The sequence below is a fragment of the Lysinibacillus sp. NPDC092081 genome (assembly GCF_044755845.1).
Lineage (GTDB): Bacteria > Bacillota > Bacilli > Bacillales_A > Planococcaceae > Lysinibacillus.
Genome location: NZ_JBIVRU010000013.1, coordinates 40651 through 57892, shown reverse-complemented (window position 1 = coordinate 57892; position 17242 = coordinate 40651). Strand labels below are relative to the sequence as shown.

17 protein-coding genes are annotated in these 17242 nt (G+C 35.4%); 8 read left to right on the top strand and 9 right to left on the bottom strand.

The window, feature by feature from the left end; all coding sequences use genetic code 11:
• Window positions 1-115 precede the first annotated feature (115 nt).
• Window positions 116-706 carry an SMI1/KNR4 family protein gene (locus ACIQLB_RS17530; protein ID WP_400728463.1) on the bottom strand — a complete coding sequence of 197 codons (591 nt, stop codon included), beginning with the start codon at window positions 704-706 and terminating at the stop codon, window positions 116-118.
• 383 nt (window positions 707-1089) lie between these two features.
• Window positions 1090-1728: a LysE family translocator gene (locus tag ACIQLB_RS17525; protein WP_400728460.1), complete on the bottom strand. Its 639-nt coding sequence runs from the start codon at window positions 1726-1728 to the stop codon at window positions 1090-1092.
• A 178-nt stretch (window positions 1729-1906) separates the two neighbouring features.
• Here ACIQLB_RS17525 and ACIQLB_RS17520 point away from each other — a divergent pair, with 178 nt between their 5' ends.
• Both ACIQLB_RS17520 and ACIQLB_RS17515 read left to right on the top strand, forming a co-directional pair.
• The gene (locus tag ACIQLB_RS17520) at window positions 1907-2332 is read left to right on the top strand and encodes an SRPBCC family protein (RefSeq protein ID WP_400728457.1); all 426 of its coding nucleotides are present in this window, start codon (window positions 1907-1909) and stop codon (window positions 2330-2332) included.
• Window positions 2329-2646: an ArsR/SmtB family transcription factor gene (locus ACIQLB_RS17515; RefSeq protein WP_370048989.1), complete on the top strand. Its 318-nt coding sequence runs from the start codon at window positions 2329-2331 to the stop codon at window positions 2644-2646. The genes ACIQLB_RS17520 and ACIQLB_RS17515 overlap by 4 nt, the downstream gene beginning before the upstream one ends.
• A gap of 167 nt (window positions 2647-2813) precedes the next feature.
• On the opposite strand, the gene ACIQLB_RS17510 is transcribed toward ACIQLB_RS17515, so the two are convergent.
• A complete protein-coding gene (locus tag ACIQLB_RS17510; protein WP_400728453.1) occupies window positions 2814-3593 on the bottom strand; it encodes a YqhG family protein in 780 nt (259 codons plus the stop codon).
• Between the two features lie 17 nt (window positions 3594-3610).
• The gene (locus tag ACIQLB_RS17505; protein ID WP_400728451.1) at window positions 3611-5125 is read right to left on the bottom strand and encodes a DEAD/DEAH box helicase; all 1515 of its coding nucleotides are present in this window, start codon (window positions 5123-5125) and stop codon (window positions 3611-3613) included.
• 544 nt (window positions 5126-5669) lie between these two features.
• Here ACIQLB_RS17505 and ACIQLB_RS17500 point away from each other — a divergent pair.
• The 5 genes from ACIQLB_RS17500 (at window position 5670) to ACIQLB_RS17480 (ending at window position 10179) form a co-directional block, all read left to right on the top strand.
• Window positions 5670-6506, top strand: a complete 837-nt coding sequence (locus tag ACIQLB_RS17500; RefSeq protein ID WP_400728449.1) for a methyl-accepting chemotaxis protein — start codon at window positions 5670-5672, stop codon at window positions 6504-6506.
• 423 nt (window positions 6507-6929) lie between these two features.
• Window positions 6930-7535: a dienelactone hydrolase family protein gene (locus ACIQLB_RS17495; RefSeq protein WP_400728446.1), complete on the top strand. Its 606-nt coding sequence runs from the start codon at window positions 6930-6932 to the stop codon at window positions 7533-7535.
• Window positions 7522-8478 carry a LytTR family transcriptional regulator DNA-binding domain-containing protein gene (locus ACIQLB_RS17490; protein WP_400728443.1) on the top strand — a complete coding sequence of 319 codons (957 nt, stop codon included), beginning with the start codon at window positions 7522-7524 and terminating at the stop codon, window positions 8476-8478. Before ACIQLB_RS17495 ends, ACIQLB_RS17490 begins: the two co-directional genes overlap by 14 nt.
• A 148-nt stretch (window positions 8479-8626) precedes the next feature.
• Window positions 8627-9475, top strand: a complete 849-nt coding sequence (locus ACIQLB_RS17485; RefSeq protein WP_400728440.1) for an ABC transporter ATP-binding protein — start codon at window positions 8627-8629, stop codon at window positions 9473-9475.
• The gene (locus ACIQLB_RS17480; RefSeq protein ID WP_400728438.1) at window positions 9472-10179 is read left to right on the top strand and encodes an ABC transporter permease; all 708 of its coding nucleotides are present in this window, start codon (window positions 9472-9474) and stop codon (window positions 10177-10179) included. Before ACIQLB_RS17485 ends, ACIQLB_RS17480 begins: the two co-directional genes overlap by 4 nt.
• A gap of 267 nt (window positions 10180-10446) precedes the next feature.
• On the opposite strand, the gene ACIQLB_RS17475 is transcribed toward ACIQLB_RS17480, so the two are convergent.
• From ACIQLB_RS17475 to ACIQLB_RS17465, 3 genes are all read right to left on the bottom strand, one after another.
• Window positions 10447-10812 carry a hypothetical protein gene (locus ACIQLB_RS17475; RefSeq protein ID WP_400728436.1) on the bottom strand — a complete coding sequence of 122 codons (366 nt, stop codon included), beginning with the start codon at window positions 10810-10812 and terminating at the stop codon, window positions 10447-10449.
• 251 nt (window positions 10813-11063) lie between these two features.
• A complete protein-coding gene (locus tag ACIQLB_RS17470; protein ID WP_400728434.1) occupies window positions 11064-11651 on the bottom strand; it encodes a UDP-N-acetylmuramyl pentapeptide phosphotransferase in 588 nt (195 codons plus the stop codon).
• 557 nt (window positions 11652-12208) lie between these two features.
• A complete protein-coding gene (locus tag ACIQLB_RS17465; RefSeq protein ID WP_400728431.1) occupies window positions 12209-12805 on the bottom strand; it encodes a GNAT family N-acetyltransferase in 597 nt (198 codons plus the stop codon).
• A gap of 95 nt (window positions 12806-12900) precedes the next feature.
• Here ACIQLB_RS17465 and pdxR point away from each other — a divergent pair, with 95 nt between their 5' ends.
• Window positions 12901-14289 carry a MocR-like pyridoxine biosynthesis transcription factor PdxR gene (gene pdxR / locus ACIQLB_RS17460; RefSeq protein ID WP_400728428.1) on the top strand — a complete coding sequence of 463 codons (1389 nt, stop codon included), beginning with the start codon at window positions 12901-12903 and terminating at the stop codon, window positions 14287-14289.
• 227 nt (window positions 14290-14516) lie between these two features.
• Here the strand turns inward: pdxR and ACIQLB_RS17455 are convergent, their stop codons facing one another.
• Both ACIQLB_RS17455 and ACIQLB_RS17450 read right to left on the bottom strand, forming a co-directional pair.
• A complete protein-coding gene (locus tag ACIQLB_RS17455) occupies window positions 14517-15554 on the bottom strand; it encodes a hypothetical protein (protein ID WP_400728425.1) in 1038 nt (345 codons plus the stop codon).
• An 18-nt stretch (window positions 15555-15572) separates the two neighbouring features.
• Complete coding sequence (locus tag ACIQLB_RS17450) at window positions 15573-17030, bottom strand: MBOAT family O-acyltransferase (RefSeq protein ID WP_400728422.1); 1458 nt, start codon at window positions 17028-17030, stop codon at window positions 15573-15575.
• Between the last annotated feature and the right edge of the window lie 212 nt (window positions 17031-17242).

Genomic DNA, 17242 nt, shown 5'->3' with positions numbered 1-17242 from the left:
TTAAGACAAATCTTGGTTCATCACCAAAAATTACATTCATCTCACCACCTATAGAGGTAGGAGACTTCTAGTATATTCATGTGGTTAGTATTTGCATTTTCTCGAGTGCAAGAGGTTACTCTTCTTCGTTTTCCAGAAAAATGTAACCACCGTCAATAAGATCCTGTAAATACTCATCAAAGCTGTTTGCAATCACTTCATATTGATCAAGGTCGTGCAAAAAGCGAATTATTTGACCGTATTCACCTTCATCAGAAGGGTTAAAATCAATATAGAGTCTCGATGACCCACCATTGTTCATACAGTCTGAAAAACGAATATACGTACCTAGAAGAAATCCCTCCGAATTTATCTTAGGGTCAACAGCCTCCTCGTCATCTTGGTATTCTAAAAGATAGGAGATGTCTTCTTCTTCTTTTGAACTTTCGAGCATCTGCTGTGTAGACAGTAAATAATATGGATATTTACCTTCTTCAACATCTGATCCTAAAATACAAACCGCAATTTTGTTTTCTCCATATTTCCGCCAATATGTACCATCAATATTTTCAAGTAGACAGATTAGTGATTCTGGACAATTTGGATATTCTGACCTTAGTGTATCAATATCCTCTTTTGTAGCACCACAAGCTGTATTTAGTTCCTCGAGCTCATCTGTTGATAATGCTGCTCTCAAGCCGTTTAAAAATTTGTTTACCAGATCCATTATTTCATCCTCCCAATAATAAAATATAAAAATTTATTTGATAGGCAATATCCCTAGTAGTACAGAAGATTATTTCACTTTTCTCGAAAGCCTTATTGCAGCCTTTTATTCAAGCAACTGTAAGAGATAAACCCAATGTAATTATTGATAGGATAATTTTTGCATATTCCCCTCTTTCAATATGTCCGTACATATCAAAATCAGATCATTTTCACTCTTAAAATTCTATATAGAACTAACCCGCTCCGTCAGTTTAAGTAAAATTTTTCACAAGATAAACGTCAATTTTAACATAAGTATCCATTAAAAAATCACCTCAAGGAATAACTAAAGAGGTGATTTACATCAAACTTTATTACATCTTTTTTACTTTTAATTAAACCTTAGTGGGCTTTCTCTAATGCTAGCTTAATCCCAAAGCCAATTAACACTGTACCTGTCAATCCTTCGATGACAGCCTTCGTCGTTGGCTTTTTCATAAATGTGCTGATTTTATCCAACAAGTAAACATAGAATACAAACCAAAGTCCTGTTAACGCAGTATAAATAAGCCCCATTATTAGAAACGGCATAAATGTGCCGCTCTTGCCATCTACAAACTGAGGTAAAAATGTGAGGAAAAATACAGCCACCTTCGGATTGGTAACGTTCGTTAAGAAGCCTTGCTTAAAGCAAGATTGGTTCGAATATTTGTGATCAATTTGGGTTTCATCTTGCACAACAGGAGACTGCGAACGTATTGCTCGTAAAGTCCATAAAGTTTTAACACCTAAATAGCATAAATAGACCGCTCCGACGTATTTTAAAATGGCAAATACATATGCTGACTTTACAATAATCGCAGAAAGTCCAACAACTGCTGCAAAAGTATGGATCAATAATCCACAGCACGAGCCTAGTAAAGTCTGTAAGCCTCCCTTTCTGCTTACGGTAAGTGTATTTTTTGTTGCGATCGCCGTATCCGGGCCAGGCAAAATAATTAATAACATGCACATTAATAAAAAGACAGATACATTCACCATTTTAATGCCCCCTTTTTTTAGTCAGAAAATTATAAAAATAATTTTAACATATGTAAAGCTACACAAAAAGATGTGATATAAAAATGTATCCAAGGTATTTATAATTGACATATAACCTTAAGGTGTTATATATTCATAACACCTTAAGGTTATATTTTTGCAAAGGAGTTCATTTTAAATGACTAAAAAACTAGAGAATATTGTTAAAATCGTTACACTCAATGCACCAATTGAAAAAGTATGGGAAACAGTAACAGACGCTGAAAAGATTGCTTCTTGGCTTATGCCAAATAATTTTAAGCCAGTTGAAGGGCATGAATTTACAATACAATCACCGTTTGGCCCTTCACCATGTCGAGTAGAACAAGTAGATGCTCCACATTTCGTTCGTTTTGCATGGGATACAGATGGATGGTTTGTCACTTTTGAACTGAAAGAAATTGGTGAGCAAACAGAATTTACGTTAACTCATGGTGGCTGGAAAGAAGCTTCGCATATCATTCCTAAAGCTAACATGCCTGCTGAAGCTATTCGTACAACAATGGATGGCGGCTGGACAATGCTTGTTGGCAAAAAATTGAAAGAAGTTGTGGAATCACAATGACACAGCTTGCTGTAAAGTATGATGTTTTTCAAGCAATCGCTGATCCGACCAGACGTCATGTCCTACAGCTACTTGCCTCAAGTGATAAACCTATCTCACTTATTTCTGAAAATTTTTCTATAAGTCGAACTGCTGTCGTGAAGCATTTGAAAATTTTAGAACAGGCTGAGCTAGTTTCTGCTCAGAAAAAAGGAAGAGAAAAAATATACACATTACATGCTGACAAACTAAAAGAAATTGAAGACTGGTTACAGTACTTTGATTTATTTTGGGATAATAAATTGGCACAACTTCAAAGTATTTTTGAAGAATAATCAATAATGCCCCGGCATTATTGCGTCCCGAATCGGCTTTGTGCTTGCACAAAGCCGATTCTGTGACATCCGCCGGAGGCTTTACTTCTTTCAGCGGGTGTTTTGACACCCGCTGAAAGAAGTAAAAATGGCAAGGAGCTGTCCCTACTATTAGGACAGCTCCTCGTTTAATAAAGATAAAATAATCCACCATTAATAATTTCTATTTTAATTTTCGTATCGTATTGTTCCTCTAATGCCTTCTTTTCGATGTCATAGCATTCTAGCTTGTCTTCTTCCTCTTCATAAAAATAATCGAGTACTCGCTGATCACGTTGCCATCGTTTTTTTGCTTCAGTAGCCCATGAATGGTCATCTCGTTCAATGATCTTTTCAACAGTAGCATTTAATCTTTCAAGTGCTCTAAGAGGCTTAATGATATATTGTACATGAAAAGCATTGTCTGCTAGAACAGGGTCAAATTCAGATGTACATATCGTCTCGTGAAAATCCTCTTTTATTATCCCAGTTAGCAAGTTTATGCCAAATGAATAAAGCATTTCTTTCGTTCGGTCGCAGCAATACGACACTTTAAAATTAACACCAAGCCAAGGAGTAAGGATAACTTGCCCTATTTCGTTATCCACCTTTTCAAAAAGCTGAACATAAGCTCCTAGCTCCCTTGTTGCTTGAAAAAGCTGATTCATTCTCGGCGAACCGAAATGAATAACTTCGCCATAAAGGCTCCCAGATGATACTGTTTGATTTGTAATGAAAGTTACTTGGGCTGGATTTGCCTCACTATTTGTAGCTTCTACGTATTGCCAATAAAAAGGTCGATTCATTATTCTTTTATCGATATCAACGGTTAATTGTACTGTAAGATAATGATGGTCTTCTCCTAAAATACCGCAATCATTTTCAATAAAAAATTGCCGTAAATAACTATGAACTTGCTGTGGATACATGGTCCTTCTCCCTTACACTATACAGATTCTTTAAAGTTAGATAGAATCGCATCTAAGTCGCCTACTACCTTTTCGAAAACATCAATTTTCGTATGAAGTAATGCTAATATGTTCTCTTCAATCGTATTGGCAATAGCCAGATTATAAATATGAACATCATGCTCTTGCCCTAATCGATGTACACGACCAATCCGTTGCTCTAGCTTCATAGGATTCCAGGGCAAATCATAGTTAATGACATGATGACAAAATTGAAGGTTAATCCCCTCCCCACCTGCCTCTGTTGCGATTAGAACCTGTGCCCTTTCCTTAAAAAGATGCTTCATATAATCACGTTTGCTTTTATTGAATTTACCGTTGAACAGGACACTCGTTATACCGTTAGCATGTAAATACCATTGCAAATAAATTTGAGTAGCTCTATACTCTGTAAAAATAATCACTTTATCCTTGGCCAGTTCGATTATTTCAAGTGTCTTTTTCGCCTTTGAATTCACTTCTAAGGCCATTAATTTTGCTAGTATTTCTTCAATCTCTTGTGATTGTGCATTGTCTTCAATCATTTTAGATAATGTTAAAGCTGTTGCTTCTTTGCTACTACACATTTCCTTCTGCAATGTAATCATTGAAAAAGAGCCTGTATTTTGCAGCGTTCCGAGCAGATTATAAACTTCCTCTTCTTCCTTCGTAAATTGGATAGGAACAATTTGAACACGGCGATTTGTCCATTCAATACCCGTGTCCTCTCTCCTATTCCTCACCATCACCTGGTTCACTAATTCCTTTAAATAATCATCATGCTCTAAATCATGCTTACTTGCCGAGAATGCAGATTGAAATGTATCATAATTACCAAGATGACCAGGCTTAAGTAAAGAAATAAGATAAAATAATTCAAAGACATCGTTTTGAATCGGCGTTGCCGTTAGTAATAAACAAAACTTTTTCTTTAAACCTTGTACGAATTCATAAATTTGAGTTTTATGATTTTTTAATTTATGAGCCTCATCGATAATAATCATGTCGTAATCCTGCTCATAAATGCGCTCTTTATGAGGACTCTTCTTTGCCGTATCCAGACTCATAATAAGGACATCGTAGCGCTCTATCGGAACATTTTTCTTATAAGCAATTGCCGGAATGTGAAACTTTATATTTAATTCTTCAACCCACTGATTAATAAGAGATGCTGGAGCTAATATTAACGCTCTTTTTACGAGTCCTCGGATCAGGTATTCCTTTAAAATTAAACCTGCTTCAATTGTTTTACCAAGACCTACCTCATCAGCTAAAATCGCTTTACCATTCATACGTTGAATCACTGTTTCTGCTGCTTCCAACTGGTGCTTAAGCGGTTTTAAATTTGGTAAATACTTTGTCGCCTGTAAACCTGTGAAATCGGGAATTAACTTCATTTTCACAATGTCATAATTCATCTTGTACAATGTCCAACTATCCCATTTTTCAAGTGGATTTAGTTTATTGATAAAGCCTTCTTCCCATTCGGACGACCTTTCTATTTTCATGATCATCACCTCATGCCATTATTTCTAATGTTTAGGTTGTCCAAAAAAGAGAAAGCTATGTTAGGGTTTTGCGAAAGAATAACTAAAAAGCAAACTATGTTCCAGCTGGGCGCTTTCCTGCGCTGATCCCCGAGGAGTCACCCAGCCTCCACTCCAATCAACTTATTCACATTACATAGCTTTTCAAAATGACACTTTAACCTTTCGTTGATAAATCCTGTCTCTTCTTTAAATACGGCCAAAGAAAAAAATCCATATACCTTAACACTATCTAATACCGTACTATTTTCTGCAAAGTTCTATTGCATATACGCCATGATTACCTTGTCTGCAATATTCATTGCTATGCAAATCTAACTTTTCAAACGAATTAAACATATAGAACCTTAATTTCGTACAATTTAAAAGGATAATGGTATTAAGATAGTCTTTTTATTCTCTTTCTTTTTTCATACAATTAAAGAAGTATTACTTTCCAAAAAATTACGTTTTTAGAAGAACTAGATTATGCCCCAATTTAACAGAGCTTACATACACCGAGGAGGTTGCTATGAATATTATTGAAGCATTATCAATGTCAATGCCTTACATTCATTTAGCTATGAAGGGCGAGGCCATGATGGCAGTAGTAGAAAAAGAGAGTGAGAGCATTATTACTTATTTACCTGGGAAACGGTTAGATGCTGGTTATAAAAATGGACAAAAAATCCACCCAGATGATGCTATTTTACATCTCCCACTTAAAGGCAAAAGTACTGATGAACCTGTACCAAAAGAGGTTTATGGTGTAGATTTTAACGCATTTTCTTTTCCTGTTCGTGAAAATGGGCATATCGTAGGCGCGCTAGCCTTTGGATTACCTATTGATCATGCTCTCCAAATGGAGAAATATATTTTTACTATGAATGATATTATTCAAAACCTACAGGATAAAGTACATACAATTGCCTCTCATTCGGAGGAGCTAGCTGCAACTAGTGAGGAAATTAATAAACAGACCCAGTTCGCTTTAGAGGATGCTGAAAAAACAAATGGTATTACCGATTTAATAAAAAGTATTTCTCGTCAAACAAATCTACTCGGATTAAATGCATCGATTGAGGCAGCACGAGCAGGCCAGCATGGTGCCGGATTTAATATAGTCGCACAAGAAGTTCGCAAGCTTTCTACTGAAACAGCTACTGCTACTGATAACATTGAATCTTCGCTTCGAAGCATCAATCATAATCTTGAAAATTTAAAGCAAAACATGACTCAAATAAATGGTGCCACAAACGAACAGGCACAACTTGTTCAGGACTTTAGTGAAATTATCGATGAGCTTAATACGCTTAGTATGGATATGAAGGGTTTTATGTCTAACGTAATCACTTATGCCTCGGCATAATTGCGTCCGGAATCGGCTTTGTGCTTAGGCCTGCACGAGGGCCGACACGATGTCGGTCATTTCGGTAATGCCACAGGACGTGGCGTTTTTACCGATGCAGGTCAGTTAGCCGTTATCGCATGGATGCGATGATTTTAGGCTAACATCCTATATTGAACTCATTTCCTATTCCGTGACATCCGCCGGAGGCTTTAACTTCTTTCAGCGAATGTCTGAAAGAAGTTAAAATAAAGGCTTATATCAATGGAAAAATTCGCCCCGCTTTTTGTGGTCAAATCAAGAACCACATAAGTCTGCGCGGATTTTTTACTTTTAGGCACTTTTTTAATTACTGAAACAACGGAATTCACCCTAAAAATTTACAAAATATACGATATGGTCACTTTTTGGTACACTATTGAAAAAAGCAAAAATGAGGTCAACATGACAAGAAAGATATTTATTTTACATGAGATTTATGGTGTCAATGATTTTATAAAAAAGCAAGCTGAAGCATACAGCAACGCCAACACTACCGTTGAGTGCATTTCATTATACTCAGACAATAGAATATTTCCATATGAACAAGAGCAGGAAGCCTATGAGTATTTCATAAATGAAGTTGGCTTTGATGCTCCCCTCGAAAGACTAACTGAAAAAATATTGGGAGCTAGGTCACATTATAATGAAGTGCTGTTAATCGGATTTAGTGTAGGTGCAACATTAGCTTGGAGACTATCAACACTGCCATTACAAGGAATCGTTTGCGTTTATGGTTCACGCATTCGCCAATACTTAGATGTAATCCCCTCTTGTCCGGCACTCATTATTTTACCAAGTCATGAGAAAAGCTTTGATGTCCATGAATTAAAGGAAACACTCGATACATTACCAGCTGTTCACACGAGACAATATCTAGGTCAGCATGGTTTTATGGACTGCAATAATTCAAACTATTGTTATGAAAGTGATTTACAAGCACAGGCTGAAATCTCGCAATTTTTCGAAATTAAACAAAGTCACGGAGGACTACACAATGGACCAAAATGAAAGCATAATTATTGACCCCTATATAGAAGGAGGCAATGTAATTTATCCAAACTTCCACCTATCTATGCAGCCTGGCATTATTATTGGCATCTATACAGATGTGTCAAAAATACATACATTAATACAGTGGTTTACGAAGCAAAGCAATACGTATACACATATTCGTGAAAGTGCCTTGTATGAGCGACTGACGGTTCGAGAATACATCAAATTTTGCTTAAAGCTTTTCCATGCTTCTTCCGAAAAGATGGAGGATTTATTAAAATTATTCGCTTTAACGGAGCAAAAGAACAATAAAATCAGCAAGCTTTCAAATGGCGAAAGGCAACGTTTAAAACTGATTCATACATATCTCAATCAGGCACAGATACATGTTTTAGAAGAACCATTCCAAAACCTAGATGAGTTTTCCAAGCAAAAAGTCATTCAGTTACTGGATACCCTTCAAAAACAGAATAAAACGGTCGTTTTACTATCCAACAATTTTGAGGATTTAATTATTTCAAGTACAGAAATACATAGACTGGATACAATGGGCTTACACACATTAGATGTTAAAGAGGATGAAACAGAACCGGTTTCCCCCTCTCAAGAAAACGTACCGATTCGACTTGATAAAATCCCTACAAAGAAAAATGATAAGATCATTTTATTTAATCCCCCTGAAATCGATTATATCGAAAGTATTGAGGGTGTTGTTTCACTATATGTTGCGGGTGAATCCTATCCATGTACATTATCACTAAATGAGCTTGAGCAAAAATTGACACCATTTGGCTTTTTTAGAAGCCATCGCTCATATATCGTTAACTTACAAAAGGTACGGGAAATCATTACGTGGACTCGTAATAGCTACAGCCTGGCCTTAAATAGCAATGAAAAGACCATAGTACCTTTGTCGAAAAATAAGCTCGCAGATTTAAAAGAAATACTCGGAATTTAGTAGATTTCCCAGGAAATAAACGACTCCTGTCAGCTGAAATATTTCTCCACTAAAGGTCATTTTACTGCCTTTCACCTGTAATTTAATGTTGCGACCCTTATTGTCCCTTATAGTGTAGATATCAACAACAACACAGGGAGGTTTTCAAATGAACGCAGTGATCGATGTTCAGCATTTGAAAAAAACATTTAATAAGGAAGCAGCATTACAGGATGTTTCATTTACCATTCAAAAAGGAGAAATATTCGGCTTCCTTGGACCAAGCGGCTCCGGAAAAACGACTACTATTAAAATATTAACGGCACAAACTGAAGAAACTGCTGGCGATGTTTTATTGTTTGGCCGCCCAGCAAATGAGATGAAACAAAGCAACAATCGTAAACGCTTCGGTATTTTAACAGATAATAGCGGACTATATACACGACTATCAATCGAGGAGAATTTATTACTCTTTAGTAACTTATATCAATTACCTAAATCAGCCGTAAAAGAGGCGTTGAATTTTGTTAACTTATACGCTGATCGTAAAAAGAAAATTAGTCAGCTTTCTAAAGGAATGATGCAACGTGTTACGCTAGCACGCGCCATCATGCATAAACCAGAGCTATTATTTTTAGATGAACCAACTTCTGCTCTCGATCCTGTTAATACACAGCACATTTATAATGGATTACGTAAATTAAATGAGATGGGTACGACAATATTTTTAACAACACATGATATGAGTGAAGCCGAAATACTTTGTGATCGTGTAGCCTTCTTACATAAAGGGAAGATTCGAGCAATTGGTTCCCCAAAGGATTTGAAAAAAGAGTTTGGGGATGAGTCTATTACAGTTGAACTTAAAAATGGTGCCAGTGAAGTCATTCAAACTGGAGAACAAGATGCAGAAAAACTGTTTCATTGGATGCAATCTAACGAAGTTTCTCGCATTTATACGAACGAGCCAACACTAGGGAATATTTTTATGCAAATAACAGGGAGTGATTTAGTATGAACATATCAATGACACGTATTCAGGCTATTTTAATGAAGGATTATAAGGAATTTTCACGTAACTATGCGGTATCCGTTATGGTACTTATGCCACTTATTATGGCATTTTTATTTAATAAAACAGGTGGAAATAATATCAACACCTATTTCCTTACAATAAATATGGCATTTTCTATGGTGACTGCCTATGTACAATGCTGTCTAATTGCAGAGGAGAAAGAAAAAAACACGCTTCGTAGTCTAATGCTTTCCCCTGCTTCACTTGGTGATATATTAATTGGTAAAAGCTTGTTCGTCTTTATCCTTACAATGGTAATTGTAGCATTGACTATTTTCATTGTTGGCTATAGCCCAGCTAATCTTTTCATCTTAGCTATTGCTTTAATACTTTCAACTGTGTTCTATATTGCAATAGGAACATTATGTGGATTATTCGCCAAAACAGTTATGGAAGGATCTCTTATCATTTTACCTGTTATCCTTATTTTCGGGTTTGGTTCTTTTGCCCTAGCATTATCGTCTGCCTTCCCTATTTTAAAAATCGCTGAGTGGTTACCAAGTTCTCAATTGGTGCTATTAGCAGAGGCTCTAGAAGGCACATACACAACAATGGACGTCATTATTCCAATGGCTACAATTATCGTTTGGTCACTAGTTACTTGGATTGTAGTAGGATTTATTTATAAAAAAAGAATGGTCGACTAATTAAAAGTCAAAACCTCAGTTTCCTGATTAAATTAAACCTCGTATTTTGAACAAAGTTTGATCAAAATACGAGGTTTTATCTGTTTATCGCTATTCATTTTTATATTGGCTGTTTTCTCAAAGATTGTTGCTTCTGATTTATCTATCTTATTCAACTAAAGCACTCCGTTAGCCATCCATGAAGCGCAAAAATCAGCTCTTCACCACAGAAAATGAAAGATGATTAAGTTCTTTCATGGGAGTTGAACAAGATGGTATTAATACTTATCATTTTTGAATTAAATTCAGTATGTTGGTTATATAAATTTTATCATTGTCTAAATCAAGGAATTCATCCTTCGCATTACTAATATTGGGATAATAGCCAAGTGTTAAGATTACTTTTTCATTTTCTTTAAATATAATTAAATGATTAGGCAATGCAATATTCGTGCTTTCGGTACTTTCTTGTTCTGCTCTTTCAATTGAATTAATAAGTCGCTTTATTTCTTCTTTCGATTTAATGACTGAAATAACTTCACCTTCTTGCTCTCTATATTCTTCAGGACTTGGTGAAGCACTTGAGAATTTCAAAATCTCAATACTTGTAATTGTAGTAACATCTTCAAAAATACTGTTTGAACATCCTCCCAAGAATAAAACCAACAGGGATAGTAATAGCAAATTATTTTTTATAATAACAAATCTCCCCCTATTAAACTTATTAAATTCTTTAAGTAAACTGCGCCGTTAGTTAAATTAGAAAAAGATGGGATTTTTATAGAATTCCATCTTTAAGTAAAGCACCCCGTTAGCCATCCATGAAGCGCAAAATTCTGCACTTCACCACAGAAAATGAAAGATGATTAAGTTCTTTCATGGGAGTTGAAAAAGAACTTTAGTTTCTAAATAAAGCTATATTTACGTGAAAATTGCGTGATAACCAAAATAATCGATAATCCTACAACGAGATACCACATTATATGAGAAGGAACCATGAACATTAATACACCAAATAAAATAGCTGTTAAAGTGCTAACTGCAATTGATTGTATACTCGTAAATTTATCTTTTATAAAAAAATATAAAGTGAATGGTAGTGCTAAAGTAAATATCGGAATATAAATTGTTATAATAGACATTTTAATAAGGGATATTGAAAGTACTGCTATTACGAAGCATATTGAAGTAGTAAGAGTTCTTCCTACAAATGCTTTACCTGAAAAATAGCCGTATAGCCGAATAAACATAATCGTTAAACTGGCACAAATCCCCGTTATTAAAACAAATGAATTGCCTATGATGAAAGCAGACATTGAGAAACAAACTAAAGAAACGAATGGCAACAGTAATATTGAAGGATTTTGCGCTTTTTCTATATTCATTACATTTGTAAAACCTACAAGAAATAATAAAGTAAACGGAATCGTCAAATATCCTAATTCAATGTAATTACCTAGATTAATATGACTAACCTCAAGTTTGCCGACCATTATTATTACAAGTGATGCACAAATTTGACCAATCAGCCCCCAAATGCTTGATAATTTAAAAGCTTTGCGTAAGCTTATCCGTAATTACAATTGAAATGATGCCAATTAATAAAGCTAAATATAACATGTTTTCCCTCCCGAAATAATTCATTAGAAATGTACAAAGTTAAATATTACTACCTAAAATTATACAGTATATGGAAGAATAACTAAATACAATAGTGATGCTTATTGAACTAAACTGCCCCGTTTGTGAATAACAACAATCTTTTCGAAAACAGCCTTTATATTAAAGATTGATTATTCCGGAACGTGTCCCTTTGAGAGTTATTTCGCATCTATTTTAAGCGCTATTTTGCACTATAAATAAATATAAAGAGTCCAATTTCTCAACATTAAAACTAAGAAATTGGACTTTTATCATTACTTCGGAATAGCGCCCTTTTATTGAGGAAAGAGTCAAGGTTACCTGCAGTTAGAAATTCCTGTGTGAAGGGCAAAATAAGACTCTAATTTATTTGTAGTTATTATTTGTTCCAAAACTCGTCCTTGTTTCTTTACCCCAATTTCTCTGTAACATCAATTAGCAACTGTTGTAAATGGTTTTTCACTTGTGGCCATTCTTGCAAAGTAATACTGTACATCACAGTATTACGGGTTGTGCCATCCTTACGCACCATATGATTACGTAAGACCCCCTCCTTTTTTGCACCTAGACGTTCGATTGCCTTTTGAGAACGCACATTTTCATGATCTGTTTTAATTTGTACACGCTGTATATTTAATACCTCAAAACAGTATTGTAATAATAAATATTTGCAATTCGTATTAATGGCTGTACGCCAAAAAGCAGGTGTAATCCATGTAGTACCTATTTCAAGCCGTTTATGTGTTTCATCAACATCCATAAACCGAGTTGAACCAATGATTTGTCCGGATTTTTTATCCACAATTACAAATGGGAACTCCGATTTCTCATGTTTTTTCTCTAATGCCTTGTCCACAAAGTTATTCACATCGACCATTTTCTCCACTGTTGTGGACATATGTGGCCAAATCTCTGGATAACTACCAGCCTCCAATAATCCTTGCGTGTCCTCTTGTTGTAATGGCTTCAGTAATACGACCTCATTTTCTAACGCTAAAAAATCCATTTTGCTTCACTCCTTTTTTAATATTTAACGGTATTTTTGATATGATAGATAGAACCAATTTTCAAAAAATACACCGTACCAGGAGGTGCAATGTTTTGGAGTTATCGATCTCATTTACTGAAGATACATCGAAATACGTGCAAATCTACGAGGAATTAAAACAAGCAATTTTAAGCAAGAAACTATTGGCCCATGAGCAATTACCTTCTAAACGAACACTTGCTAAAACGCTTGATGTAAGTGTCCATACGATTAAGGAAGCTTACGAGCAATTACAAGCTGAAGGCTATATCTATAGTAAGGAACGCTCTGGCTATTTTATAGCACCCTTTGAATTTGAATGGGGACAGCAGCAAAAACATCACATATCCACAGCTATAACATCACCTACATACAATATAAATTTTGATTTTAATAACGGACATGTGGATAAAGAAGCTTTTCCATTCTCGACCTGGCAGAAGTTGTTGAAAAAACACTTCAATGTGGATAATTTAACGACAAGTCCTTGGCAAGGAGAAGCTATATTACGGACGGAAATCGCTCGCTATGTAGAACGATCAAGAGGAGTTACTTGTGAAGCATCACAGGTATTTGTTTATAGTGGTACACAAAATCAACTTCAAGCTCTATGTCACTTTTTTGGCCCAAAAACACACGTTGGCTTAGAAGAACCTGGCTTTAAAAGAGTACATGCAACATTGCAACAATGTGGATTAACAACTCATGCTATTCCTGTTGATAACTCCGGGGTTACAATGCCAGAAAAATCAATCCACATGTTATACACAACACCCGCACACCAGTTTCCACTTGGGATGGTCATGCCGGTTGAACGCCGTGCAGCACTTCTGCAATGGGCTACTTCTAAGAAGGCATATATTATTGAAGATGACTATGACTCAGAATTTCGTTATAAAGGGCTCCCTATTCCCTCTTTAGCAAAAATGGATCAGCTGCAACGGGTTATTTATTTCGGAACCTTTTCTAAAACACTTATCCCATCGTTGCGTATTAGTTATATGATTTTGCCTAAATCGTTAGTCGAAGAATTTATGCTATTTAATAAGGAGCAAAAATCCGTTGTCTCAAAAATAGATCAGCTTGTGTTAGCCGATTTTATTGCTCAAGGTTTTTTCGATAAGCATTTAGCTAAAATGCGTACTATTTATCGCAAAAAGCAACAGACATTACTAGCAGCTATTAACACCCATTTTTCTAAGGAATTCGAAGTAATTGGTGAAAAATCTGGGCTACATATTGTTATGAAGTTACCAAAAAGGCTTGCTGAACAGGATGCAATTAGGCTTGCCCAGGAGGTAGGAATCGAAGTTTATCCATGTTCAATCTCCTATCAACAAGGCTCCAAGCATGCTATGGTCCTTATGGGTTACGGTGGGCTAACCCTTGAGCAAATCAATGAAGGCATCGCGATACTTGCTACTGTTTGGCAAACATCTATTCCAGTTGAAAGCCTTTTATAGAACAAAAAAGAATGACTCCGACAGTACATATCGGAGTCATCTTTTCATCGTTTAATCAATATTAACCCCGCATTAACGGGCAGTAAGCAAAACGACAGGTACAAGGCTTCCAATTCAATACTCAGCATTAGTAAACAAGTTAGGTGGGAGATTAACTGCCCGTAAACGCCCGATTGGTGAAGACTAATAATCAGTGGGGATAAAGAAAATCCCCACTGATTAAAGTTTCACTTTACATCTACCACAACATTTTTAAGGTACTCATCAAGATTCCCTTTATCTACAGCCTGCATAATAGTTGATCGTTCTTCCCTGTTCTCTAAAGATTTAATGATTAAATCTCCAACGTTTGGATAGTAATGCAACCAATCGAAAAAGTTGTTCTCATTTGTCGTTACTTCATTCACACTATGGAAGCTATAAACTGTACCAAACACATTTACCATATCGTTCATCCATCTACTATAAGCCTCGTAACGATTATCGTTATGCAAAATTGTTTGAAGCCTTTTGGCAGGCATTAACTCTGTAAAGACCACTAGTTCTGTATTGGGGAATGCATCTTTTATAGCTTGAAGCCTTTTTCGATAGTCGGTATCATACATAAAAGGTTTGGCTGTCTCTGCTGTAAAACTTTTCTTAAATTCTTGCCATTCCTGCTCCATATCATCATTTGGATACGTAGTTTGTGCAATATTATTACGCGTGTAACTGCGCGCACCGTCGTAATGATTTGCTTTTGAAATATCATAATTAAAAAGTGCATAGTGCATCGTGCTTGCCGAAAATAAAGACTTTATTGCATAAAAAGGTGCCTCCGACGTCTCAATATAAGTTTGCGGCGGATTCAATGTACTAGGTTTGCCAGCATTCGCTGAATCAAAATATAACTCAATAAAAATTCTCTTAAATGGCTTACCATTTTTCTTCTCAGCATATTGCATGTAAGGCAAATATTCTTTTATATGCAGCCCACTCAATGAATAGTTATAAACCTTTTCTTTTTTAAAGGCCCTCTCATCAAGATACGTAATCCTGCTCGTTCCTATTAACAAACTATCATAGTTAAAATCATGGCTATTCATATAATTTGTTTTTAATTGTCTTTCATCAAAGCCAAGCTGATAGTCGTTAAAGTCATTCGCATGTGTGTAATTCCAAAGAGGGTCAATATAATAATTGAAACCCATAATTCCGAAAACAGGTAATCCTATTACTATGAAAGATGTGGCAAACAATTTTACTAACCATTTTTTCGGATCCAAGTTAATTCACACCTTTATTTAGAAATTAAAATATAAGAATATACTATTTTTTTGCATATAGTAAATCGATACTAGCACTAGTGCTATCATAAATTGCGTATAAATGATTGCTCCCCAATTAAATTTCATCTTATCCATTAATTGAATAGAATTTAAGGCCGTAAAAGCAATAACAAGTGTGATTAAGAGTCCTACAACAATCACTATTGGATCACTTAATGTTAGTCCCCAAATATTAAATGCCTCCGCTTGCGCAAAATTAGTAAGCGGCTCCGTAAAGAAACTATTTATAGATGCCATGTTTGGCGTAAACATTTTGGCTATAATAGTATTCGCTTGCTCAAGACTTGTTGCACGGAAATATATCCAAGCGATATTAACAAATTGGAAAGTCATAAACCACGAAAGTATATACGGAAGCTTAATACCTGTTTTACTAATAAGTCTCACAACAACAGACGCAAAGCCATGTAGAAGTCCCCACAAAATAAAATTCCACCCAGCTCCATGCCAAAATCCACTGATGAAGAAAATAATTAATATATTTAAATAGGTTCTAAAAGCCCCTTTACGACTACCACCTAACGGAAAATATACATATGTAGTTAAAAATCTGTTCAACGTCATATGCCATTTTTTCCAAAACTCCTGAATATTACGTGCTTTATAAGGAGAGTAGAAATTTACAGGCAGTTTAATATTAAATAATAATGCCAAACCAATCGCCATATCAGAATATCCACTAAAATCATAATAAAGTTGCACTGTATATGATAATGAGGTAATCCAAGCTTCTATAAAACTTAAGTTACTATAATTAGTAAATCCTTCATTTGCCCATATGCCAACCGTATCAGCAATAACAATCTTCTTGACTAAACCAATTGCAAAAATAAATAAGCCTCGTGCTACATGTTCATGAATAATTTTACGATTTTCCTTAGTTTCATACTGTGGAAGCATTTCATCATGCTGAACAATTGGTCCTGCAATTAACTGCGGGAAAAACAAAATGAACAGCGCATAATGACCAAATTTATAATGAGCTGTCCCATCACGATAACTATCAACAATAAAAGCAATCTGTTGGAATGTAATAAAACTAAGTCCTAATGGTAGCAATAAGTGCAACAGTGCAAGATTTGTACCAAATAGACTATTTATATTATCAATAAAGAAATCAGTATATTTATAGTAACAGAGAATTAAAATATTGAAGATTATGCCAAAAATCATATAAGTTTTTCTCGAACGACTATTGGTATTACTAATCACCCGACTTAAAGCAAAGTTCACAACTATTGAGATTGTGATGATTGCTAAATAAGTTAACTTAAAATAGCCGTAAAAAAATAAAGAGCTCAGTACCAACCAATAAATTGCATATTGCTGGTTGCTGAAACGATTTAATGAAAAATAGATAATAAATGTTATTGGTAAAAATAGAAAAATAAATTCAAAGGAATTAAAAAGCATTGCACCACTCCCCTAATAGCCATTCCTTTATATTCAATACAAAATAATAGACTCCTCACCACAACTTGGAGTAGATTTCCGTTCCAACTAGGCGTGACAGATGAGCCGCTTGGGCCAACACGATGTTGGTCACGAAGGCGTTATCACAGGACGTGATGTTTTTAGCCTTCGTTCCTCTATTGCTGATCAAAAGGAGCGCCCAGCCTCTACCC